Source organism: Streptomyces liangshanensis (assembly GCF_011694815.1).
Lineage (GTDB): Bacteria > Actinomycetota > Actinomycetes > Streptomycetales > Streptomycetaceae > Streptomyces > Streptomyces liangshanensis.
Window position 1 is genome coordinate 4,884,030 of sequence record NZ_CP050177.1, and the last position, 19,287, is coordinate 4,903,316.

The following is a 19,287-nucleotide window of genomic DNA, read 5'->3' on the forward strand; positions in this document are numbered from 1 at the left end:
CATCACGCGGTTGAGCAGAACTAGGCAGGCATGGACACGCCCCCTCCGCAGACCGGACGCACCGAGCCCACCGAGGCGGACGTCGCGGCATTCAAGGAACAACTGGGCCGCCCGCCGCGCGGGCTCCGGGCCATCGCGCACCGCTGTCCCTGCGGACAGCCGGACGTGGTCGAGACCGCCCCGCGGCTGCCCGACGGCACGCCCTTCCCGACGACGTACTACCTGACCTGCCCGCGCGCGGCCTCGGCCATCGGCACGCTGGAGGCGAACGGCGTCATGAGGGAGATGTCCGAGCGCCTCGCGACCGACCCCGGGCTGGCGGCGGCGTACCGGAAGGCCCACGAGGACTACGTGGCCCGCCGGGACGCCATCGAGGTGCTGGAGGGCTTCCCGAGCGCCGGTGGCATGCCGGACCGGGTGAAGTGCCTGCACGTCCTGGTCGGCCACTCGCTGGCGGCGGGTCCCGGGGTGAACCCGCTGGGCGACGAGGCGCTGGCGATGCTGCCCGAGTGGTGGCGCAAGGGCCCGTGCGTGACGCCGTGCGCGGACGGCACGGGCACGGACGGCACAGGCACAGGCACGGACGGTTCGGGCGCGGACGAGGAGAGTGACGCCCGATGACGCGCGTGGCGGCCGTCGACTGCGGTACGAACTCGATCCGCCTGCTCGTCGCGGACATCGATCCCGTTACGGGCGAACTCACCGACCTCGACCGGCGGATGACGATCGTCCGGCTGGGTCAGGGCGTGGACCGGACGGGCCGGCTGGCCCCCGAGGCGCTGGAGCGCACCTTCGCGGCCTGCCGGGAGTACGCGGCCGTCATCGAGGAGCACGGGGTGGAGGGGATCCGCTTCGTGGCCACCTCGGCGTCGCGCGACGCGGAGAACCGCGACGAGTTCGTGCGCGGGGTCGTGGACATCCTGGGCGTCGAGCCCGAGGTCGTCACGGGCGACGAGGAGGCGGCCCTCTCCTTCACCGGCGCCACGAAGGAGCTGGCGGTCCGGGACAGCTGCCTGGTCGTGGACATCGGCGGCGGCTCGACGGAGTTCGTCGTCGGCGACGACCGGGTCAGGGCGGGGCGGTCCGTGGACATCGGGTGCGTCCGGCTGACCGAGCGGCACCTCCTGCACGACGGCGTCCTCAGCGACCCGCCGACGGCCGCCGAGGTGGCGGCGATGCGGGCGGACATCGAGGCGGCCCTGGACCTGGCGGGGGAGACCGTCCCGCTGGGCGAGCCGCGCACGCTGGTCGGGCTCGCCGGTTCCGTGACCACGGTCGCCGGGATCGCGCTCGGCCTGCCCGCGTACGACTCCGCGGCGATCCACCGGTCCCGGATCCCGTTCGCCCGGGTCGAGGAGATCACCGGGCACCTCCTGGGCGCCACGCACGACGAGCGGGCGGCGATCCCGGTGATGCACGAGGGCCGGGTCGACGTGATCGGCGCGGGCTCCCTGATCCTCCTGGCGATCATGGAAAGGACCGGGGCGACGGAGGTCGTCGTGAGCGAGCACGACATCCTCGACGGCATCGCGCACGGCGTCGCGGCGGGTGTCGGGGGAGCCGCGCGCAGGGCCCCGCGAGAAACTTCGTGAACTTCTTCACAAGGAAAACGGCTCGCTTGGGCGCTCTTCACGTTCGACGGGGCCGTCCGGTGGCCGCGCAGGGTCCCCGGACCTCAATGCGGGGCAGTTCCGCGGGCGTTACGCGCGTATGAACCCGAGGGGTGGTCCACTCCGTGTAAGAGGGAGAGGGGCAGCTCACGGGGGGTGAACACGGGCTCACGGACCCCGCCGGTACGGGGCGGGAAAGGGGTCTCCCGGCAAGGCGGCCGCGCAGTGTAGCACGGGGTACCCAACACCTTGTGAAGGGGCTCACGAGCACCCCCTCCGAGGGGGGTGGATACTCGATGGCATGAGCACCACGGAGCGTCCCAGGATCCTCGTTGTAGGCGGTGGGTACGTAGGCCTGTACGCAGCTCGTCGCATTCTGAAGAAGATGCGCTACGGGGAGGCGACCGTCACGGTCGTCGACCCTCGCTCGTACATGACGTACCAGCCCTTCCTCCCCGAAGCTGCCGCCGGCAGCATCTCGCCTCGGCATGTCGTCGTCCCGTTGCGACGCGTGCTGCCCAAGGCGGAGGTGCTCACCGGCCGGGTCACGACCATCGACCAGGACCGCAAGGTCGCCACGGTCGCGCCGCTCGTCGGCGAGGCCTACGAGCTGCCCTTCGACTACCTGGTCGTCGCGCTCGGCGCGGTCTCCCGTACCTTCCCGATCCCCGGCCTCGCCGAGCAGGGCATCGGCATGAAGGGCATCGAGGAGGCCATCGGCCTGCGCAACCACGTGCTGGAGCAGCTGGACAAGGCCGACTCCACCACCGACGAGGAGGTCCGCCGCAAGGCGCTGACCTTCGTCTTCGTGGGCGGCGGCTTCGCCGGCGCGGAGACCATCGGTGAGGTCGAGGACCTGGCCCGCGACGCGGCCAAGTACTACTCGAACGTCACGCGCGAGGACATGCGCTTCGTCCTCGTCGACGTGGCCGACAAGATCCTCCCCGAGGTCGGCCCGAAGCTGGGCACGTGGGGCAAGGAGCACCTCGAGGGCCGCGGCGTCGAGATCTACCTCAAGACCGGCATGGACTCCTGCGTCGACGGTCACGTGGTGCTCAACAACGGCCTGGAGGTCGACTCCAACACGATCGTCTGGACGGCCGGCGTCAAGCCGAACCCGGCGCTCGCCCGCTACGGTCTCCCGCTCGGCCCCCGCGGCCACGTGGACACCAGCGAGAAGCTCCAGGTCCAGGGCACCGACTACATCTGGGCCGCCGGCGACAACGCCCAGGTCCCGGACATCGCCGCCCGCAAGGCCGGCGTGGAGAACGCCTGGTGCCCGCCGAACGCGCAGCACGCGCTCCGGCAGGCGAAGGTCCTCGGCGACAACGTGATGTCCGGCATGCGGGGCTTCCCGCAGAAGGACTACAGCCACGCCAACAAGGGCGCGGTCGCGGGCCTGGGGCTGCACAAGGGCGTCGCGATGATCGTCCTCGGCAAGATGAAGATCAAGTTCAAGGGCCGGCTGGCCTGGTACATGCACCGTGGCTACCACGGCATGGCCATGCCGACCTGGAACCGCAAGATCCGGGTCTTCGCGGACTGGACGCTCGCGATGTTCCTCAAGCGCGAGGTCGTCTCGCTCGGCGCCATGGAGACGCCCCGCGAGGAGTTCTACGAGGCCGCGAAGCCGGCCCCGGCCGCTGCCGCCGCGCAGCCCGCGCAGGAGAAGGCCAAGGCCTCCTGACCGGCGGCGCCGGTACGACTGCGACCCGGTGAAGGGCCGCCCGCCATCCGTGGTGCGGGCGGCCCTTCACCGCGTCCGGGCCCGCCGCGGTCCCGGACGGGGCCGGCCCGGCCCGCCGAGGGTCCGGTAGGGCGACCGTAAAAGTGCATGGTGAATGCACCTGTTTTACCTTCTCATTGCGCGCTGTCGGGACTGCGCGGGACGCCCTCCGGTGTTTACGTGGTGTTGTGTATGTCCGGTATCCACCACCACGGAGGTGTACGCCATGGCCGACGCCGCGGTGCGGCTGACCACTCTTGCCGAAGAGTTGCTGGGGGCGCCGCTCCCGGTCCGTATCCGTGCCTGGGACGGCAGCGAGTCGGGACCGCCGAACGCGCCCGTCCTCATCATCCGCAACCGCCGGGCCCTGCGCCGCCTCCTGTGGAAGCCCGGCGAACTGGGCCTGGCCCGCGCGTGGGTGGCCGGCGAGATCGACGTCGACGGCGACCTGTACGCGCTGCTGGAGCGGCTCGCCGGCCTCATCTGGGAGCGCGACACCGACGTGAAGGACGCGGTCCACCCCGTCCTCGACCCCCGGATGCGGGCCGCGGCCCGCGGGCTGGTCGCGATCGCGGGGCCGTGGCCGGCGCCCGCCCCACCCCCCGAGGAGATCAGACGGCGGCACGGCGGGCTGCACACCAAGCGCCGCGACAAGGAAGCCATCAGCCACCACTACGACGTCGGCAACGACTTCTACTCCCTGGTCCTCGGCCCGTCCATGGTCTACTCCTGCGCCTACTGGGACGCGGGCCCCGGCACCGGCGGCGCCCCCGACGCCGGGAGCGGCCTGGAGGACGCGCAGCGCGACAAGCTCGACCTCGTCTGCCGCAAGCTCGCGCTCAAGAAGGGGGAACGGCTGCTCGACGTGGGGTGCGGATGGGGCTCGATGGCCCTGCACGCGGCCCGCGAGTACGGCGTCCGGGTCACCGGCATCACCCTCTCCCGGGAACAGGCCGCGTACGCGCGCGAGCGCGTCGCGGAGGAGGGCCTCACGGACCTGGTCGACATCCGCGTCCAGGACTACCGGGACGTCAAGGACGGCCCGTACGACGCCATTTCGTCCATCGGCATGGCCGAACACGTGGGTTCGGTCCAGTACCGCGAGTACGCGGACGACCTGTACGCCCTCCTCAAGCCCGGGGGCCGGCTGCTCAACCACCAGATCGCCCGCCGGCCCGAGAAGAACGAGGACGAGTACCGCATGGACGACTTCATCGACGCGTACGTCTTCCCCGACGGCGAACTGGCCCCGCTCGGCCGGACCGTCGCCACCCTGGAGGAGGCGGGCTTCGAGGCCCGTGACGTCGAGTCGATCAGGGAGCACTACGCCCTGACCCTGCGCCGCTGGGTGGCCAACCTGGAGAAGCACTGGGACCGCGCGGTCCGCGCCACCTCCCCGGGCCGCGCCCGCGTGTGGCGGCTCTACATGGCCGCGTCCGCCCTCTCCTTCGAGACCAACCGGATCGGGGTCAACCAGATCCTGGCCGTACGGCCCGCGGAGAAGGGCGCGTCGGGCATGCCGCTGCGCGCCCGCGACTGGCGCTGACGGGGCACTAGCAGGGCACTGACAGGGCGCTGACAGGGCGCTCACGACACGGACGAGCGCCGGACGGGGACCCAGGCCCGTCCGGCGCTCGTCGCTCCCGCGGAGAACCGCTATTCGGTCTTGATCGCCGTCAGCATGTTCAGCCGGGCGGCGCTGCGCGCCGGCCACAGGGCGGCCAGCACCCCCACGACCCCGGCCAGCAGCAGGAAGATCCCGATCCGCTCCCAGGGGACGACCAGCGCGTACCCCGGGATCGAGCTCGCGATCGTCCGGCCGATCGCCCAGCCCAGGAACGACCCGAGCCCCACGCCGACCACCGCGCCGAAGAGCGAGATGACCACGGCCTCCAGCCGGATCATCCGCTTGACCTTGCCCCGGTCGAGACCGATGGCCCGCAGCATCCCGATCTCCTGCTGCCGCTCGAAGACCGACATGGCCAGGGTGTTGATGACCCCGAGGACGGCGATGATCAGGGCCATCGCCAGCAGGCCGTACATGATGTTCAGCGCGGTGTTGATGAAGCCGCCGTACGTGTTCCTGATGTCCTGCCGGTCCTTGACGCTGATGCCGGGGTTGTCGCCCAGCGCGTCCACCAGCGCCTGTTCGTGCGCGGCGCTCGATCCGCCCTTCGTCGCGACCCACACCTCGGAGATGTACGGCTTGGACTCGTGGCCCTTGACGACGTCCGTGGACACCAGCACGGGCGAGAGGAACGAGTTCTCCTCGAACGTGGCGCCGATCCGCAGTGAGCCCGGCTTTCCGTCGGTGTACGTCACCGGCAGGGTGTCACCGGTCCGCCAGTGGTTGGACTTCGCCGTCTTGTCGGAGACCGCGATCTCGCCCCGGGCGAGGGTGTCCAGCGAGCCCGAGACGGTGGGGACGGTGAAGAGCCGCTGGATGTCGCCGGGGGTGACGGCGGAGACGGAGTGGAACTCGCCCTTCACCTTGATGCCGGCGGACTGCTGCGGGGAGAGGGCGCTGACGCCCGGCGCCTTGTCCAGCGCGGTGACGGCGGACGGGTCGAGGCTGCCGCCGCTCGCCATCTGCACCAGGTAGTCGGCGCGGATGTTGTCCGTGGTCATCCGGTCCACGGCCGAGCCGAGCGTGACGCCGAGGACGGTGAGGCCGGTGACCAGCGTGAGGCCGATGGCCAGCGCGGAGGCGGTGGCTCCGGTACGGCGCGGGTTGCGTACCGCGTTCTGGCCCGCGAGCTTGCCCGAGACCCCGAACGCGCCCTGGAGCAGCGGCCGTACGAGCGCGATGACCGGGCGCGAGAGCAGCGGGATGAGCACGATGACACCGATCATCGCGAGGAACGCGCCCGCCCCGATGAGCATCCGGCCGTCCGAGCCCGCGGCGGCTCCCGCGACGATCCCGGCGGACCCGAGGAGGGTCAGGGCGCCGCCGATCGAGTTCCGTACCACCAGCGACTTGGTGGTGGCCACCGCGTGCACGCTGCTCATCGCGGCGACCGGCGGGATCTTGGCCGCGCGGCGGGCCGGCAGCCAGGCGGCGAGCACGGTGATCAGCACGCCGACGCCGAAGGCCGCGGCGACCGCGGTCGGCGAGACCACCAGCGGGCCCGCGGGGATCTGCGCGCCGAACGCGCCCATGGCGGACCGCAGTCCGGTCGCCAGGCCCAGGCCGACGACGAAGCCGACCGCCGAGGCGATCACGCCGACCACCGCGGCCTCGGTCAGCACCGAGCGCTTGACCTGGCGGCGGGAGGCGCCGACGGCGCGCAGCAGCGCCAGCTCCTTGGTGCGCTGGGCGACCAGCATGGTGAAGGTGTTGGAGATCAGGAAGACGCCGACGAACAGCGCGATGGCGGCGAAGGCCAGCAGCATCTGGTTGAGGCTGGAGAGGCCCTTCTCGATGTCCGCGGCCTGGTCCTCCGAGAGCCGCTTGCCCGTCTGGGCCGTGGCGTTGTCCGGCAGGAGCTTCTTGACCCCGGCGAGGACGGCCGCGTCGGAGGCGCCGGGCTCGGCGCTGACGTTGGCGTTCTGGAAGAAGCCGGGCTCCAGGTAGAGCTTCTGCGCCACGGCGGTGTCGAAGAGGACGAGGCTGCCGCCCGCGTTGACGGCGCCGTCCTCGGTGGTGAAGATCCCGCTGAGGGTGAACTCGCGCACCGGGCCGTTGGTGCCGACGCGCACGGTGTCGCCGACCTGGTAGCCGCCCTTGTCGGCGGTCGCGCGGTCGAGCGCTATCTGGTCGTCCCGGGTCGGTCCCGTACCCCCGGTGAAGGTGTACGCGGGGTCCTTGCCGTCCTTGGCGGGCGCGAAGTTGGCTCCGGCGTTGGACCAGCCGTTGCCGATCAGCTTGCCGTCCCGGTCGGCGACCCCGGCGAAGCCGTCGACCCGGCCGACGACGGAGGAGACGCCGTCCAGGGCGCCGATCCTCGTGAGCGTGGCGGCGCTGATGCCGGGGGTCCGGCTGCCGGCCTTCCCCTCCGAGTTGTCGCGGCCGTCGTGCGAACTGACCGCTACGGAGACGTCCTTGTAGCTCTTGGCCGACTGGTTCCTGAAGGCGTTGCCGAGGGTGTCGGTGAAGACCAGGGTGCCGGAGACGAAGGCGACGCCGAGCATCACGGCGAGCACGGTCATCAGCAGTCTGGCCTTGTGCGCGAGCACGCTGCGCAGGGCGGTACGGAACATGGTGGGAGTCCTGGTGGGATGGGCCGGGTGGGACGGGCGGGGTGCGGGTACGGGCGGACCGGGCCAGGGGCGACAGGCCCTAGCTCGTACGGCCCTTGGCGTCGAACGCCTTCATCCGGTCGAGCACGCCGTCGGCGGTGGGGTGGAGCATCTCGTCGACGATCCGGCCGTCGGCGAGGAAGATCACCCGGTCGGCGTAGGAGGCGGCCACCGGGTCGTGCGTCACCATGACCACCGTCTGGCCCAGCTCCCGCACCGAGTTGCGGAGGAAGCCCAGCACCTCGGCGCCGGCGCGCGAGTCCAGGTTCCCGGTCGGCTCGTCACCGAAGATGATCTCCGGCTGCGAGGCGAGGGCACGGGCGACGGCGACGCGCTGCTGCTGGCCGCCGGAGAGCTGGGTGGGCCGGTGCCCGAGACGGTCGGCCAGGCCGATCATCGTGATGACCCGATCGAGCCACGCCTTGTCGGGCTTGCGGCCGGCGATGTCCATGGGAAGCGTGATGTTCTCCAGCGCCGACAGCGTGGGCAGCAGGTTGAACGCCTGGAAGATGAAACCGATCTTGTCCCGGCGCAGCTGCGTGAGTTGCTTGTCCTTGAGCGAGCCGAGCTCGGTCTCCCCGATCCGTACCGACCCGGAGCTGAAGCTGTCGAGACCGGCGACGCAGTGCATCAGCGTCGACTTGCCCGACCCGGACGGGCCCATGATGGCGGTGAACTCGGCCTGTCCGAAGTCGACGCTGACCCGGTCGAGGGCGACCACCTGGGTCTCGCCCTGTCCGTAGACCTTCGACAGTTCGGAGGCGCGGGCCGCCACGGCGGTGGCGCGGTGAGCGAGCGGGGTGGTGGTCACGGCGGGGAACTCCTGTCGGTGCGCTGAGTGGACCCCTTCATCGTGTCGGCCCCCCGGCCACGGGTCGTCAGCCCCGATGCCCGTTCCCGGGGCCCTCTTGGGGCTGAGTGGAGGCCGCCCGGCTCCTCCTGGGGGATGACACCACCCCTGACGCAGGTACGACCTGAGTGACCGGGCGGCGACTTTTCGTCATTTCCGTACGCCGCGGTAGGTGATGACCACCCGCGCCCACCATGTGCCGATGGCTCATTCCATGTGCTGACGCACCCTCAGGTGTCAGTAAAATAAGACAACATCGCGCCACGGAACCAGAATTCGGGGCGCGCGCCCCGATATGCTCGTGTGCCAACGCGGAGCCGCGCCACGCCCGGGTGGTGGAATGCAGACACGGCGAGCTTAAACCTCGCTGCCCCTCTCGGGGCGTACCGGTTCAAGTCCGGTTCCGGGCACATATCCGACTTCTCGTTCCCCACCGGAAGCCCCCATTCCGGTCAGGCGTCTTCTCCCCGGGCGGCGCGCCCCGCGGGTGTGACCGACGGCACCCCCTTCGGGGTCACGATCACGGAAAGATCCTCCCGGAGCAGTAGGGTGTTCCTTTTGCTCGCCCATTACTCTTGTGCCAAGGCCGCGCTGGGTGGCCATGGAGGAGTGAGATGAGGAGCAGCAACCCGGTCTTCTCGCGACGGGGCTTCAGCCGCGACAACGGCCGAGCGGGCTTCACCGCGGCACCGCAGGCCGGGGGCCCCGCCGTAGGAACCAACCCCTACGCGACGAACCCGTACGCGACCAACCCGTACGCCCCTCAGCAGGGCGCGCAGGTCGGCGGCCCGCAGGCGCCGCCGCGCGCCGACGTCATGACGATCGACGACGTCGTGACCCGTACGGCCATGACGCTGGGCACGGTCGTGCTCACCGCGGTCCTGGCCTGGGTCCTCCTGCCCGTGGACGAAGCGAACCTCGGCAAGTCGTACGGCATCGCCATCGGCGCCGCCCTCGTCGCCTTCGTCCTCGCGATGGTCCAGTCCTTCAAGCGCACCCCGGTCCCGGCGGTGATCCTCGCGTACGCCGCCTTCGAGGGCGTCTTCCTCGGGGTCATCAGCAACGCCGTGAGCACGTACATCGCGCCCGGTGTGGTCATCCAGGCCGTGCTCGGCACGATGGCCGTCTTCGCCGGCGTGCTGATCGCGTACCGCGCCCGCTGGATCCGCGTCACCCGCCGCTTCTACGGCTTCGTGATGGCCGCGGCGATGGGCTTCCTGATCCTGATGGCGGCCAACGCGCTGTTCTCCCTGTTCGGCGGCGGGGACGGCCTCGGCTTCCGCAGCGGCGGCCTCGGCATCCTCTTCGGCGTGATCGGCATCATCCTCGGCGCGTGCTTCCTGGCGCTGGACTTCAAGCAGGTCGAGGACGGCGTCGCGTACGGCGCTCCGCGCGAGGAGTCCTGGCTGGCGGCCTTCGGCCTCACCGTGACGCTCGTGTGGATCTACACGGAGATGCTGCGGATCCTCTCGATCCTCCAGGGCAACGACTGACGTCCCTCCGGGGACCGCGCCCGACGACGCCTGACGGCGCCCGGCGGCGGCTGACATACGCGAAGGGGTCCGTGGCCGGTGCCACGGACCCCTTCGCGTGCCCACGGCCCCCACGGGCCCGGCCCGTGGGGGCCGTACGCGCGCCGGTACGGCTGGTCCCCGCCGAGGGCGGCCGCGTAGGGTCGCCGCGTGCTCGATACAACGCCCCTGACGGCCGCCGTGGACCGATTCGCCGACCGGCTGCGTTCCGCCCCCCGCAGCAAGCTCCAGAGGGGCGCGGCCGAGGAGGCGCTCGCGCTGGCCAGGGAGCTGTCCGTACGGGCCCAGCGGCTGGAGGCGGCCGCGGCCGCCGGCGCGGAGGGGAGCGGCGCGGCCCCCGCGGCCGAGCCCCGGCTCATGCCCGACGCGGGGGTCTTCGCCGTCGCGGACCAGCTCACCGTCGCCGCCGCCGACCTGGTGGAGGCGTTGCGAACGGCCCCGTCCCTGGCGGAGCTGGACGAGGCCGTGAGGTCGGTGGAGCGGGCCGTGACTAGAGCGAGGCTATGACGCGGTCCGCGAGGATGTAGATGTGCTCCCCGGCGTCCCGGCTGGCGTCGAGGCCGCCCGCGGGACCGCCGGTCGAGAAGGTCAGGGTGTACGCCCCGGAGACTCCCGAGCCGCCCAGCAGGAACGGCGCGCCGCCCTGCCGCAGGGACTCGGCCAGCCGCTCCGCGGTCTCGCGGTGGCCGGGCGTCATGCAGAGCGTGGTGCCGTCGGTGAAGACGTAGACGTCGAGCGTGCCCAGCGGCCCCGGCCGTACGTCCGCCAGTGCCGTACCGGTCGCGGCCAGCTCCTCCAGCCGGGCCACGGTGCGCTCGTGGTCGGTGACGACGGGGGTCTGCACCGGTACGAAGTCCGGGTGCGAGGGGTGCCGGCGACGGGCGGCGGCCAGCTCGGGCGAGTCCTCGGCGTACTCCCCGGCGAACTCGCTCACCTCGCTGACCCCGCTCAGCTCGGGCAGGTCGGCGAAGGAGTCGTCCCCGTCGGTGAACCCGCCGTCCAGGGCGTCGAGGTCCAGCGCCTCCAGGGAGTCCAGCGCGTCCACGGACTCCAGCGACTCCAGTCCGGCGAAGTCGGCCTGGCGGGGCACGTAGAACGGGCCGCCCTCCTCGGTGCCGAGCCCGGCGAGCCCGCCCAGCAGGGACGGGGCGTCGGCGGCGTCGCGGGCTTCCTGGGCGGCCCAGAAGGCACGCGCCTCGGCCAGCTCGCGCTCGCGCTCCTCGGCCAGGGCCTCGGCGACGGCGGAACGTATCTCCTCGGTGGGTGTGGCACTTCTGGCCTGCGGTACGGATGCGGCGGGCCCGGCAGGGTTCGCGGCCAGCTCACCGCGCAGGGCGGCCACCTCGCGACGCAGCCCGTGGGCGGCGTGCAGTGCGGCGACTCCCACGGCCGTCGCGGCGGCCGTGGTCAGCAGCAGGGCAAGAGACATGGCGCTCACTGACTACTCCCGATCTCAATCGATACCCCCGACTTCCTAGTTCAGCTTGTCGTGGGTGCGGGGCCCGCCGTCAGTGCATTACGTCATGAATGGGACAGGTCTTTGGGCCTTAGGTTTAGTCTCCACGCGGACCTGAACGGCGCCAACGAATCTCCCCGTGCGAGAGGTCACATCCTGGGGGAGATTCAGTCACGGCTGGGGATCGACGGGGTTGGCGGGAGGGGTCCGGGGGAGGCGGCGGGCCGCCGCCCGGCCTCTCCGTGCCAGGTCAGCGGCCCGCCGCCGGACCGGGGCGTCCCGGCGCGGCCCGCGCGGGCTCAGCTCAGGCGCTCGATCACCATCGCCATGCCCTGGCCGCCGCCCACGCACATCGTCTCCAGGCCGAACTGCTTGTCGTGGAACTGGAGGCTGTTGATCAGCGTGCCGGTGATGCGGGCGCCGGTCATGCCGAAGGGGTGGCCGACGGCGATCGCGCCCCCGTTGACGTTGAGCTTCTCCAGCGGAACGCCCAGGTCCCGGTAGGACGGGATGACCTGCGCGGCGAAGGCCTCGTTGATCTCGACCAGGTCGATGTCGCCGATGGTCAGGCCGGCGCGGGAGAGCGCCTGCCGGGACGCCTCGACCGGGCCGAGGCCCATGATCTCCGGCGACAGGCCGGTCACCCCGGTGGAGACGATGCGGGCCAGCGGCGTGATGCCCAGGTCGCGCGCCTTCGTGTCGGACATGATCACCAGCGCGGCGGCCCCGTCGTTCAGCGGGCAGCAGTTGCCGGCCGTGACCAGGCCGTCGGGGCGGAAGACCGGCTTGAGCGCCTGCGTGCCCTCCAGGGTGACCCCGGCGCGCGGGCCGTCGTCCTTGGACACCACGGTGCCGTCAGGGGTCGTGACGGGGGTGATCTCGCGCTCCCAGAAGCCGTTCTTGAGGGCTTCCTCGGCGAGGTTCTGGGACCGTACGCCGAACTCGTCCATGTCCCGGCGGGTGACGCCCTTGAGGCGGGCCAGGTTCTCGGCGGTCTGCCCCATCGCGATGTACGCGTCCGGGACCAGGCCGTCCTCGCGCGGGTCGTGCCAGCCCGCGCCCTCGCTCCCCGCGACCTCGGCCGTACGCGCCTCGGCGTCCGCGAAGAGCGGGTTGTGCGTGCCGGGCATGCCGTCCGAGGAGCCGTTGACCTGGCGCGACACCATCTCCACGCCGGCCGAGATGAAGACGTCGCCCTCGCCGGCCCGGATGGCGTGCATGGCCATGCGGGAGGTCTGGAGCGACGAGGAGCAGTAGCGGGTGATCGTGCAGCCGGGGAGGTGGTCCATCCCCATCTGGACGGCGACGATCCGGCCCAGGTTGTGCCCCTGCTCGCCGCCCGGCAGCCCGCAGCCGAGCATCAGGTCGTCGATGTCGCGGGCGTCCAGCTCCGGGATCCGGTCGAGTGCGGTCCGGATGATCGTGGCGGTCAGGTCGTCGGGGCGCAGCTCCTTGAGCGAGCCCTTGAAGGCCCGGCCGATGGGGGAACGGGCGGCGGAGACGATCACGGCTTCGGGCATCGGGCGGCTCCCAGAGTGGCTGAACGGCGGAAATCGGGACTGTCTGGGAAGTTACCCGTACGTAGAGCGCGGGTCACCGAGCCGGTCGTGTGATGCGGGCCTCTTTTCTAAGCGCTTGCTCAGCAGGGGGGTGCGGGCGCTGCGTACGGGGGCGTACACGAAGCGCACGCGCGCGCCCGGCGTACCGGGGCGCGCGGTCGGTTTCTGCCGCGCACCGGATCGCGGGCCGACTCTGGCGCGATTCGCGCGCCACCTTTCGGGGGTGGCGGCCTCCCATGATCGGTATGCGCCACTCCCGTGATACCGGTGGCGTACGGCCCTCAGGTCTGCTGGGGGGTGGTGCCCTGGCGCGCCCCGCGGGAGCGCCGCGCCTCGGCCGGGGATTCGGCGTTCCGGTCCACGGCGGTCGAGCCGTGGGGGGTGATGTCGTGCGGACCCGTCTCGGGGGAAACGGCGGAGGCGACGCCCTCGGAAGCCGCGTCCACCGGCGTGACCGGGTGCCTGCGCCGCCGGTGCTTCAGCAGCGCCCACGGCCCCCGGGCCCCGGCGACCTCGGTGCCCGCGCGGGACGCCGCGGCCGACGCCGCCTTGGCCACCGGGAGCATGTCCTCGTCACGCGAGACGTCGAGGTGATCGGTCTCGGGCCACAGGCCGAGCACCGCGCACAGCGTCGGCAGCACGGCCATCGACGCCGTCGCGTACCCCTCTGCCGACGGGTGGTAGTTGTCCGGGCCGAACAGCTCCCGCGGGTTCTCCGCGAACTCCGGCCCCAGCAGGTCGCCCAGCGACACCGTGCGCGCGCCCTGCTCGACCGCCACGATCGTCTGCGCCGCCGCCAGCTGCCGGCTCACCCGGCGGGCCAGGTAGCGCAGCGGCTGGTAGACCGGCTCGATCGTCCCCAGGTCCGGACAGGTCCCGACGACCACCTCGGCGCCCGCCGTCCGCAGCCGCCGTACCGCCGCCGACAGGTAGCGCACCGAGCGGGTCGCCGACATCCGGTGCGTGACGTCGTTCGCGCCGATCATGATCACGCAGACCTCGGGCGGCTCCGCGCCGGACAGCAGCAGCGTCACCTGCCGGTCCAGGTCGTCGGACCGCGCCCCCGGCAGCGCCACGTTCCGCAGGTCCACCGGCCGCTCCGCGACCGCCGCCAGCCCCGAGGCCAGCAGCGCCCCCGGGGTCTGCCCCGCCCGGCGCACGCCCTGCCCCGCCGCCGTCGAATCGCCCAGCATGCCCATCCGCAGCGGGTCGGTGTGCCCGAAGGCCAGGCCGTACCACCCGTTGCCGCTCGGCGGTACGGGTGCGATCCCGCCGCCCACCGACCGCTTCGCCAGCTGCGCCTCCGCCAGCAGGATCCCCACACCGGCCGCGCCGATCAGGCCGATGCTCCCGCCCCCGTAGGCCGCGCCCGCCGCGATCCGCCGTGCCACCCTCGCCCTTGACACAGTCCGAGCCACCTCCTCCTAGCCGCACGCCGTACGCCGCGCGCCCTACGCGTGAGTACGTACACCAGCTAACTGCCCCGTAAGGACCGTCGCCCAATCTCACGCGTCTGCGCATACGCTGGCCGGACCATCACGGAGACCCCGGAGACATACGGTGCAATTCCACGACTCGATGATCAGCCTCGTCGGCAATACCCCGCTGTTGAAGCTGAACAGCGTGACCACGGGCATTCGGGCGACAGTCCTTGCCAAGGTCGAATACTTCAACCCGGGCGGTTCGGTGAAGGACCGGATCGCCCTGCGCATGATCGAGGCGGCGGAGCGGAGCGGAGAGCTCCAGCCGGGCGGCACGATCGTCGAACCGACCAGTGGCAACACCGGCGTCGGCCTCGCGATCGTCGCCCAGCAGAAGGGCTACAAGTGCGTCTTCGTGTGCCCTGACAAGGTCTCCATGGACAAGATCAACGTCATGCGCGCGTACGGCGCCGAGGTCGTCGTCTGCCCGACGGCGGTCGACCCCAGCCACCCGGAGTCGTACTACAACGTCTCCGACCGGCTGGTGCGGGAGACGCCGGGCGCCTGGAAGCCGGACCAGTACAGCAACCCGAACAACCCCCGCTCCCACTACGAGACGACCGGTCCCGAGCTGTGGGAGCAGACGGAGGGGAAGATCACCCATTTCGTCGCGGGGGTGGGCACCGGCGGCACCATCTCGGGCACCGGCCGCTACCTCAAGGAGGCCAGCGGCGGAGCGGTACGGATCGTCGGCGCCGACCCCGAGGGGTCCGTCTACTCGGGCGGCTCCGGCCGGCCCTACCTGGTCGAGGGCGTCGGTGAGGACTTCTGGCCGACGGCGTACGACGCGACGGTGACGGACGAGATCATCGCCGTCTCCGACAAGGACTCGTTCCGGATGACGCGGCGGCTCGCCAAGGAGGAGGGGCTGCTCGTCGGCGGCTCCTGCGGGATGGCGGTCGTGGCGGCGCTGAAGGTCGCCGAGGGGCTCGGCCCCGACGACGTCGTGGTGGTCCTGCTGCCCGACAGCGGGCGCGGCTACCTCAGTAAGATCTTCAACGACGAGTGGATGAACGACTACGGGTTCCTGGAGCAGACCGGGGGCGCGGCGGCCGTCGGCGACGTCCTGCGGCACAAGGAGGGGCCCATCCCGACCCTCCTCCACATGCACCCCGAGGAAACGGTCGGCCAGGCCATCGAGGTCCTGCGCGAGTACGGCGTCTCCCAGATGCCCATCGTGAAGCCGGGCGCGGGACACCCCGACGTGATGGCCGCCGAGATCATCGGCTCGGTCGTGGAGCGGGACCTCCTGGACGCCCTGTTCAGCCAGCGGGCCGCGCTCGGCGACGCGCTGGACAAGCACATGTCGGGGCCCCTGCCGCAGGTCGGTTCCGGTGAGGCGGTCGCCGACCTGATGGCCGCGCTCAGCGGCTCGGACGGCGCCGACGCGGCGATCGTCCTGGTGGAGGGGAAGCCGACCGGCGTCGTGAGCAGGCAGGATCTGCTCGCGTTCCTCTCCAAGGACGTACCCCACCCCACGCATTGAGCGCGGGTTTCGCAGATTCGCGAAAGTGGTACGAGGGCGACACGTCCACGCAGCACCCGCTTAACACGCGTCAGGCACATTGGTGGTTGTCGGCGTCACGGACTACGGAGCGGCTCCCGGACCTCCATGGACGCCCAGGACACGAGAACCGGCCCTGACCCGGACCGTGTCCCTCGCGGGGACCGTCGTCGTCCCGCCCCCCAGCAATGGGGGTGCGGCGGTCCCCGCGCTCACCTCTTCCCGCGCGCGGGTACGCGTCCTTCCCGGGCGTGGGTACGCGCCGCTCAGTCCTCCCAGTCGGACTCACGGCGCCGCCGCCGCGACGACCACGGCCAGCCGTGCGACGAATGCACCGTGTTGACCGCGACGATCCCCAGCCAGCAGACCACCAGCCCCTTGGTGCCGCCCACGGCGGCGATCGCGGACAGCGGGATGGCGAGGATCAGCGAGATGATCCCGAAGCCGAACCGCTCCCCGAACCCCTCGGGACCGGCCGGCGAGCGGCTGCTGCGGGCCGCCGACATCTGCCGCTCGGCGAGCTGGCGCCGTACCCGCCGGTCGACGGTCCCGTCGAGGCGCTCCTCCACCTTCTCCAGGAACGACTCGACGAGCGCGGGCTCGTACTCCGCCCCGAGTTCCCGGCGGGCCTGAAGGGTCGCGTCGAGCTCCTTCTTGAGCTCAGGATCGAAGGCTTCCATGCCGACCACGGTACGAAGCCGAGGCACCACGGGTCCCTGGGGCTAACCCCCCACTTTCCACGCCGGCGGGCGGGCCGGCCGGCGGCGCGCGGGGAGTACGGGCCCGCGCGCGCCGTCGCGCTTGCCCGGCCTGCATATGGTCATGCAGAGTGGTGCGTGGCTGAATGGAATGCCAAAAGGGGGCATGCGCGCATGATGTCGTCCCACCCGTCCCACCCGCTCTATCCGGCGTACGCGTCGAAGGCCGGCGCCGTGGTGGTCCTGGACGGGCAGAGCCTGCCGGTGGCCGACGTCGTGCGGCTGGCCGACGGGGACGCCCGGCCCGTTCCCGGCACCGACGCGATGAAGCGCGTCGAGGGGACCTGGGACGTGGCGCGCGAGCTGGCCGCGTCCGGGCGGGTGTACGGGCGGTCCACCGGCGTCGGCGCCAACCGTACCGAGGCCGTCCCCACCGAGGCCGCCGCCGACCACGGGCTGCGGCTCCTGCGCAGCCACGCCGGGGCCATCGGCGCCGCGCTGCCCGCCCGCGAGGTCCGCGCGATGCTCGCCGTACGGGCCAACCAGCTCCTCGCCGGCGGCGCCGGGCTGCGCCCGACCGTCGTCACCGCGCTCTGCGAGGCCCTGGAGACCGGCGCGTACCCCGTGGTCAACGAGTTCGGGTCCGTCGGTACGGGCGACATCGCCGCCCTCGCCCAGGTGGGCCTCGCCCTCGCCGGCGAACACCCCTGGCGCGGCGGGCCCGCCCCCGAGGCACAGCCCCTCGACAACAACGACGCGCTCGCGCTCATCAGCAGCAACGCGCTGACGCTCGGTCAGGCGGCCCTGGCACTGGACGAGTTGCGCCGCCTGGTGACCGCCACCGAACTGGTCGCCGCGCTCTCGCTGCTCGCCGTCGACGGCTCGTACGAGACGTTCGCCGAGCCGGTCCACGCGGCCCGCCGCCACGCCGGTTCGTACGCCGTCGCCGCCGACATGCGCCGGATCCTCGGCGCCCCCGACCGCCCCGCCCCGCCGCTCGGCCGCATCCAGGACCCGTACGGCTTCCGCTGCGTCCCGCAGATACACGGCCCGGCCAGGGATGCCGCCGACGCCTTGGAGAGCGCGCTCGCCGTCGAGATCAACGCCGCCGCCGAGAACCCGCTGATCGTCCCCGGCACGGAGAGCGAGCCCGCCCCCGCCGCGTACCACCACGGCGGCTTCTACCTCGCCCAACTGGCCCTGGCCCTCGACCACTTCCGGCTCTCGCTCGTCCAGACCGCCCGCCTCTCCACCTCCCGCCTCGCCGCCCTCAACGAGCCCGCCTTCACCCGCCTGCGGCCCTTCCTCGCCGACGCCGAGCCCGCCAGCTCCGGCGTGATGATCCTGGAGTACGCGGCCGGCGCCGCGCTCGGCGACCTGCGCGCCTACTCCGCGCCGGCCTCGCTCGGCCACACCGTCCTGTCCCGCGGCGTCGAGGAACAGGCCAGCTTCGCTTCCCTCGCCGCCCGCCAGACCCTCCGCGCCGCCGGCGCCTACCGGCTGGTCGTCGGCTGCGAACTGGTCGCCGCCGTCCGGGCGTTGCGGCAGCGCGGACTGCGGCCCGACCCGGGGCTGCCGGTGGGGCGGGCCTTCGGGCTGGCGGAGTCCGTCCTCCAAGAGGCGTTCGCCGACCGGCCCTTGACCGATGATGTGACGGGCGCCGCCGCGCTGCTCGACCGGTTCACCGACCTGGCGAAGGACGCACCGGGCCGTACGACCGGGGCGGCGGCCCGTACGACAGCCGGCCCGACGCCCGTCCCGCCGCCAGACCCGGACCCGAGAAGGGGGATCGCGTGAGCGACAGCCCTGCCACCCGCCTCCAGCAGCTCTTCGAGGGCCACCGCCTCACCCCCACCCAGCGGCGCATCGCGCACAGCATGGTGCGCCGGGCCGCGGACGTGCCCTTCCTGTCGAGTGTCGAACTCGCCGAACTGGCCGGGGTCAGCCAGCCGTCCGTCACCCGCTTCGCCGTCGCGCTCGGCTTCGACGGCTACCCGGCGCTGCGCAAGCACCTGCGCGAGGTCGCGCCCACCGGGCAGGACACGGACGCCGCCCCGTACAACGAGTACCAGCAGGCCGTGCTGGGCGAGATCGAGAACCTCAGGCACCTGGCCGAGCTCCTCGCCGACCCGGCGCCGGCCGAGCGGGCGGGCCGGCTCCTCGCCGCCTCCCGCCCCCTGCCGGTGCTCGGGCTGCGCGCCGCCTCCTCGCAGGCGCGCGGCTTCGCGTACTTCGCCGCCAAGGTCCATCCGGACGTACGGCTGCTGGACGAGGGCGGCACGATGCTCGCCGACCGGATCGACACGGCGCGGACGGCGGGCGCCAGCGCCCTCCTCTGCTTCGCCCTGCCGCGCCACCCCAAGGAGGTCGTCGAGGCCCTCGCGTACGCGCGCGAGGCGGGACTGACCGTGATCACCGTCGCCGACTCCGCGTTCGCGCCGGTCGCCCGGCACAGCGACCTGCTGATCCCGGCGGCCGTCGGCACGGGCCTCGCCTTCGACACGGCCTGCGCGCCGATGCTGCTGGGGCGGGTCCTGCTGGAGGCTATGTGCGACCACCTCCCTGAGGCGCAGGCGCGCCTGGAGGAGTTCGACGCGGGGGCGGCGGCGCGGGGGCTGTTCGCGGAGTAGGC

15 protein-coding genes and 1 tRNA gene are annotated in these 19,287 nt (G+C 72.2%); 10 read left to right on the plus strand and 6 right to left on the minus strand.

The features are described 5' to 3' along the window. Positions 1-30 precede the first annotated feature (30 nt). The 4 genes from HA039_RS21170 (at position 31) to HA039_RS21185 (ending at position 4,882) form a co-directional block, all read left to right on the plus strand. Positions 31-621, plus strand: coding sequence for a DUF501 domain-containing protein (locus HA039_RS21170; RefSeq protein WP_243869633.1), 591 nt, complete (start codon positions 31-33; stop codon positions 619-621). Then, complete coding sequence (locus tag HA039_RS21175) at positions 618-1,592, plus strand: Ppx/GppA phosphatase family protein (protein WP_167032384.1); 975 nt, start codon at positions 618-620, stop codon at positions 1,590-1,592. Before HA039_RS21170 ends, HA039_RS21175 begins: the two co-directional genes overlap by 4 nt. Positions 1,593-1,911: 319 nt before the next feature. Further along, positions 1,912-3,297, plus strand: coding sequence for an NAD(P)/FAD-dependent oxidoreductase (locus tag HA039_RS21180; RefSeq protein WP_167032388.1), 1,386 nt, complete (start codon positions 1,912-1,914; stop codon positions 3,295-3,297). Positions 3,298-3,562: 265 nt separating this feature from the next. Then, positions 3,563-4,882, plus strand: coding sequence for an SAM-dependent methyltransferase (locus tag HA039_RS21185; protein WP_167032391.1), 1,320 nt, complete (start codon positions 3,563-3,565; stop codon positions 4,880-4,882). Between the two features lie 110 nt (positions 4,883-4,992). Here HA039_RS21185 and HA039_RS21190 read toward each other — a convergent pair whose 3' ends face one another. After that, positions 4,993-7,536, minus strand: coding sequence for an ABC transporter permease (locus HA039_RS21190; protein ID WP_167032394.1), 2,544 nt, complete (start codon positions 7,534-7,536; stop codon positions 4,993-4,995). A gap of 79 nt (positions 7,537-7,615) precedes the next feature. Next, positions 7,616-8,386 carry an ABC transporter ATP-binding protein gene (locus tag HA039_RS21195; protein WP_167032397.1) on the minus strand — a complete coding sequence of 257 codons (771 nt, stop codon included), beginning with the start codon at positions 8,384-8,386 and terminating at the stop codon, positions 7,616-7,618. A gap of 365 nt (positions 8,387-8,751) precedes the next feature. Between HA039_RS21195 and HA039_RS21200 the strand changes: the two genes are divergently transcribed. The 3 genes from HA039_RS21200 (at position 8,752) to HA039_RS21210 (ending at position 10,464) form a co-directional block, all read left to right on the plus strand. Continuing rightward, a tRNA-Leu gene (locus HA039_RS21200) sits at positions 8,752-8,835 on the plus strand. A gap of 204 nt (positions 8,836-9,039) precedes the next feature. Further along, positions 9,040-9,918 (plus strand): Bax inhibitor-1/YccA family protein, encoded by an 879-nt coding sequence (locus HA039_RS21205; RefSeq protein WP_167032399.1) that lies wholly within the window; start codon positions 9,040-9,042, stop codon positions 9,916-9,918. A gap of 189 nt (positions 9,919-10,107) precedes the next feature. Continuing rightward, the gene (locus HA039_RS21210; protein WP_167032400.1) at positions 10,108-10,464 is read left to right on the plus strand and encodes a hypothetical protein; all 357 of its coding nucleotides are present in this window, start codon (positions 10,108-10,110) and stop codon (positions 10,462-10,464) included. Here the strand turns inward: HA039_RS21210 and HA039_RS21215 are convergent. The 3 genes from HA039_RS21215 to HA039_RS21225 form a co-directional block, all read right to left on the minus strand. Continuing rightward, positions 10,448-11,395, minus strand: a complete 948-nt coding sequence (locus HA039_RS21215) for a hypothetical protein (RefSeq protein WP_167032401.1) — start codon at positions 11,393-11,395, stop codon at positions 10,448-10,450. The genes HA039_RS21210 and HA039_RS21215 overlap by 17 nt on opposite strands. 317 nt (positions 11,396-11,712) lie before the next feature. Further along, positions 11,713-12,933 carry an acetyl-CoA C-acetyltransferase gene (locus HA039_RS21220; RefSeq protein ID WP_167032402.1) on the minus strand — a complete coding sequence of 407 codons (1,221 nt, stop codon included), beginning with the start codon at positions 12,931-12,933 and terminating at the stop codon, positions 11,713-11,715. Positions 12,934-13,253: 320 nt separating this feature from the next. After that, positions 13,254-14,363, minus strand: coding sequence for an SGNH/GDSL hydrolase family protein (locus tag HA039_RS21225; RefSeq protein ID WP_167037263.1), 1,110 nt, complete (start codon positions 14,361-14,363; stop codon positions 13,254-13,256). A gap of 169 nt (positions 14,364-14,532) precedes the next feature. Here HA039_RS21225 and HA039_RS21230 point away from each other — a divergent pair, with 169 nt between their 5' ends. Continuing rightward, positions 14,533-15,939 (plus strand): cystathionine beta-synthase, encoded by a 1,407-nt coding sequence (locus HA039_RS21230; protein WP_167032403.1) that lies wholly within the window; start codon positions 14,533-14,535, stop codon positions 15,937-15,939. 284 nt (positions 15,940-16,223) lie between these two features. On the opposite strand, the gene HA039_RS21235 is transcribed toward HA039_RS21230, so the two are convergent. Further along, positions 16,224-16,637, minus strand: coding sequence for a hypothetical protein (locus tag HA039_RS21235; protein ID WP_167032404.1), 414 nt, complete (start codon positions 16,635-16,637; stop codon positions 16,224-16,226). 195 nt (positions 16,638-16,832) lie between these two features. Between HA039_RS21235 and HA039_RS21240 the strand changes: the two genes are divergently transcribed. Both HA039_RS21240 and HA039_RS21245 read left to right on the plus strand, forming a co-directional pair. Continuing rightward, complete coding sequence (locus HA039_RS21240; protein WP_167037265.1) at positions 16,833-18,452, plus strand: aromatic amino acid ammonia-lyase; 1,620 nt, start codon at positions 16,833-16,835, stop codon at positions 18,450-18,452. After that, the gene (locus HA039_RS21245; RefSeq protein ID WP_167032405.1) at positions 18,449-19,285 is read left to right on the plus strand and encodes a MurR/RpiR family transcriptional regulator; all 837 of its coding nucleotides are present in this window, start codon (positions 18,449-18,451) and stop codon (positions 19,283-19,285) included. The genes HA039_RS21240 and HA039_RS21245 overlap by 4 nt, the downstream gene beginning before the upstream one ends. The last annotated feature ends 2 nt before the right edge of the window (positions 19,286-19,287 follow it).

Bases quoted from the DNA above. Each gene is read 5' to 3' on its own strand.
- HA039_RS21170 (WP_243869633.1), top strand. From the start codon at position 31: ATGGACACGCCCCCTCCGCAGACCGGACGCACCGAGCCCACCGAGGCG.
- HA039_RS21175 (WP_167032384.1), top strand. From the start codon at position 618: ATGACGCGCGTGGCGGCCGTCGACTGCGGTACGAACTCGATCCGCCTG.
- HA039_RS21180 (WP_167032388.1), top strand. From the start codon at position 1,912: ATGAGCACCACGGAGCGTCCCAGGATCCTCGTTGTAGGCGGTGGGTAC.
- HA039_RS21185 (WP_167032391.1), top strand. From the start codon at position 3,563: ATGGCCGACGCCGCGGTGCGGCTGACCACTCTTGCCGAAGAGTTGCTG.
- HA039_RS21190 (WP_167032394.1), bottom strand. From the start codon at position 7,536: ATGTTCCGTACCGCCCTGCGCAGCGTGCTCGCGCACAAGGCCAGACTG.
- HA039_RS21205 (WP_167032399.1), top strand. From the start codon at position 9,040: ATGAGGAGCAGCAACCCGGTCTTCTCGCGACGGGGCTTCAGCCGCGAC.
- HA039_RS21220 (WP_167032402.1), bottom strand. From the start codon at position 12,933: ATGCCCGAAGCCGTGATCGTCTCCGCCGCCCGTTCCCCCATCGGCCGG.
- HA039_RS21235 (WP_167032404.1), bottom strand. From the start codon at position 16,637: ATGGAAGCCTTCGATCCTGAGCTCAAGAAGGAGCTCGACGCGACCCTT.
- HA039_RS21240 (WP_167037265.1), top strand. From the start codon at position 16,833: ATGTCGTCCCACCCGTCCCACCCGCTCTATCCGGCGTACGCGTCGAAG.